Genomic DNA, 3,884 nt, shown 5'->3' on the forward strand with positions numbered 1-3,884 from the left:
CCCCCGCCGCGCCGCCATCTCCTCCTTCGGCATCAGCGGCACCAACGCCCACCTCATCCTCGAACAACCACCCCACCCCACCCCCGAACCCGGTGACGGCACCGCCCCGCCGGAAGCCGCGGTCTTCCCCGGCACGCCCCCGGTGCCGGTGGTGCTCTCCGCCCGGACCGAGGAGGCGCTGCGCGCCCAGGCCGCCCGGCTGCTGGACCACCTGCGCGCCCGGCCCGGCGTCCCGGCCGCCGACGTGGGCCGCTCACTCGCCCTGGACCGGGCCCGGTTCGGCCACCGGGCCGCCCTGGTGGCGGCCGGACGGGAGGAACTGGAAGCCGGTCTGGCCGCCCTGGCGGAGGGCGGCGCCGCCCCCGGCACGGTCACCGGGACGGCCCTGGCGTCCTCCCGGCCGGTGTTCGTCTTCCCCGGCCAGGGCACCCAGTGGGCGGGCATGGCGGCCGGCCTGCTGGAGTCCTCGCCGGTCTTCGCCCGGCGCATGGCCGAGTGCGCGGCCGCCCTGGAACCCCTGGTGGACTGGAGCCTGCCGGAGGTGATCCGGGGTGCCGAGGGGGCGCCGGACCTGGACCGGGTGGACGTGGTGCAGCCCGTGCTGTGGGCCGTGATGGTGTCACTGGCCGAGGTCTGGCGGGCGTGCGGCGTCGAACCGGCGGCCGTGGTGGGGCATTCGCAGGGCGAGATCGCCGCCGCCTGCGTGGCCGGGGCGCTCTCCCTGGAGGACGCCGCCCGGGTGGTGGCGCTGCGCAGCCGCGCCCTGCACGTGCTCTCCGGCCGCGGCGGCATGGTCTCGGTGTCCCGCTCCGCCGCCTGGGTGCGCGACGCCCTGGCCGCCTGGCCGGGCCGGCTCTCGGTGGCCGCCGTCAACGGCCCCGCCCACGTGGTGGTCTCCGGCGATCCGCAGGCCCTTGACGAGTTCCTCGCCCGGTGCGCCCGCGAGGAGGTGCGGGCCCGCCGGGTGGACGTCGACTACGCCTCCCACTCGGCCCACGTGGAGGAGATCCGGGACGAGCTGGCCCGCCTGCTGGCGGACATCCGGCCCGGCCCGGGAACCGTCCCGCTGTGTTCCTCCCTCACCGGCGGGATGCTGCCCGACGGCAGCGCCATGGACGCCGGGTACTGGTACCGCAACCTGCGCGAGACCGTGCGGTTCGAGGAGGCCGTCGGCACCCTGCTGGCCGCCGGCCACCGGGTGTTCATCGAGGTCGGCCCGCACCCGGTGCTCACCGTCGGGGTCCGGGCGGCCATCGAGGAGGCGGGTGCGGAGGCCACCGCGCTGGGCACCCTGCGGCGCCGCGAGGACGAGACCCGCCGCCTGCTCACCTCGCTCGCCGAGGCCCACTGCCACGGCGTGGACGTCGACTGGGCCGCGGTGTTCCGGGGCACCGGCGCCCGCCGCACCGAACTGCCGACCTACCCCTTCCAGCGCCGCCGCCACTGGCTGGCCACCCCGGCCGCCGGAGCCGACGCGGCCGGGCTCGGACTGGCCCCCGCCGGCCACCCGCTGCTCGGCGGCATGACCGGCCTGCCGGAGGACGGCGGGCTGCTGCTCACCGGCCGGCTCTCCCTCCAGACCCACCCCTGGCTGGCCGACCACGCGGTCGCCGGCACCGTGCTGCTGCCGGGCGCCGCGCTGGTGGAGCTGGCGGTGGCGGCCGGCGACCGGGTCGGCTGCGGCCTGCTGCGCGAGGTGGTGCTGGAGGAGCCGCTGACCGTTCCGGACCAGGGCGGGGTGTGGCTCCGGGTGACCGTGGGAGCCCCGGACGGCTCCGGCGCCCGCCCGGTGACCGTGCATTCCCGCCCGGAGGCGGCCGGGGACGGACCTGACGGCGGGCCGGAGCCGTGGACCCGGCACGCCTCCGGCGTCCTCGCCGCGGAACGCCCGGAGCCCGCCGCCCCGGCGCCGGACCCTTCGGCCGGCCAGGCGGCCTGGCCCCCGCCGGGTGCCCGGCCGCTGTCCGGCGCGGACCGCTACGAGCGGCTGGCCGACCGCGGCTACGACTACGGCCCGGCCTTCCGCGGCCTGCGCGCGGCCTGGCAGCACGGCGAGGAACGGTACGCCGAGGTGGAACTGGCGGAGGACTGGCACGCCGACGCCGCCCGTTTCGGGCTGCACCCGNAGCACGGCGAGGAACGGTACGCCGAGGTGGAACTGGCGGAGGACTGGCACGCCGACGCCGCCCGTTTCGGGCTGCACCCGGCCCTGCTGGACGCCGCCCTGCACCTGTTCCTGGTCGCCGGGCCGGACGGGGCCGAAGGGCCGGACGGGCCGGAACCGTCCGGGCTGCGGCTGCCGTTCTCCTTCGGCGGAGTCGCCCTGCACGCCTCGGGCGCCACCTCACTGCGCGTCCGGTGGACCCCGGCCGGCCCGGACAGCGCCTCGCTGACCGCCACCGACCCCGCCGGGCAGCCGGTGCTGACCATCGACTCCGTGGTGCTCCGGCCGCTGCCCGCGGAGCGGCTCGCCGCCCCCGGTACCGCCCGGCCCGACGGGCTGTGCCGGATGACCTGGCAGCCGGTGCCGGACACCGGCGGGCTCCCGCTCCCCGAGGGCCCGTGGGCGGTGCTCGGGGAGGACCGGACGGGCCTGGTCGCCGCCCTCGCCGCGGACCGGATTCCGGTCACCGCCCACCCGGACACCGCGTCGCTGGAGACCGCCCTCGCCGCCGGCCGGCCCGCCCCGGCCGTACTGGCCCTGGTCCGGTCCGCCCCCGAGGGCCCGGACGCCGGGCCGGACGCGGCCGGTGAGGCGGTCCGTGCCACGCTGGAGCTCCTCCAGTGGGTGCTGGCCGACGAACGCCTGGCCGGGACCCGCGTCCTGCTGGTCACCCGGGGGGCGGTGGCCACCGCCCCCGGCCAGGACGTGCCCGACCTGGCCGGCGCCGCGGTACGCGGCCTGCTGCTCACCGCCCGGAACGAACACCCCGGCCGGTTCGCCCTGCTGGACGCCGATCCCGCCGAGGGGGCCCCGCCCCCCACGGCGCGGGCGCTCGGTGCCGCGCTCGGCGGCGAACTGCCCCTCGCGCTGCGCGACGGCCGACTGTGCGCGCCGCGCCTGGACCGCGCCCCTGCCGCCCCTGCCGCGCCTGCCGGGTCCGGCGCCCCGGTGTTCGACCCCGAGGGCACCGTGCTGATCACCGGCGGCACCGGCGGCCTGGGCCGGGTGCTCGCCCGCCACTTGGTCGCCCGGCACGGCGTGCGGCACCTGCTGCTCACCAGCCGCCGCGGCCCGGACGCCGAGGGCGCCGCCGGACTCGCCGCGGAGCTCACCGCCGCCGGGGCCCGGGTCACCGTCGCCGCCTGCGACGCGGCCGACCGCACCGCGCTCGCCGGGCTGCTGGCGGCGATCCCGGCGGACCACCCGCTGACCGGCGTGATCCACACCGCCGGGGTGCTGGACGACGCCACGCTGCGCAACCTCACCCCCGAGAGCGTGGCGCGGGTGCTGCGCCCCAAGGCGGAGGCCGCCCTGCACCTGCACGAACTCACCCTGGACGCCCCGCTGTCGGCGTTCGTGCTGTTCTCCTCGGTGGCCGGGATCACCGGCAACCCGGGCCAGGCCAACTACGCCGCCGCCAACCTGTATCTGGACGCCCTGGCGCACCACCGCCGCGCCCGGGGCCTGCCCGCGGTCTCACTGGCCTGGGGCCTGTGGGAGACCGGTTCCGCCATGACCGGCTCGCTGTCCGGCACCGACCTGGCGCGCTGGGCCCGCAACGGCGTGCTGCCGCTGACCGCCGCCCGCGGCATGGAGCTGTTCGACGCCGCGCTGCGCACCGACCGGGCGCTGCTGGTGCCCGCCGAGTGGGACCCGGCCGCGCTGCGCGACCCGGAGCGGGCCGCCTCCGCGCCCCCGCTGCTGCGCACGCTGGTCCGCC

At 78.9% G+C, this 3,884-nt stretch carries 1 protein-coding gene; it reads left to right on the top strand.

Features of this window, described 5'->3' with window-relative positions; all coding sequences use genetic code 11:
* Positions 1-3,884 (top strand): SDR family NAD(P)-dependent oxidoreductase (locus tag GQS09_RS27465; RefSeq protein ID WP_165990228.1); only part of this gene is annotated, 3,884 nt, incomplete at both ends.

The organism is Streptomyces sp. YIM 98790 (genome assembly GCF_011421595.1).
GTDB lineage: Bacteria > Actinomycetota > Actinomycetes > Streptomycetales > Streptomycetaceae > Streptomyces.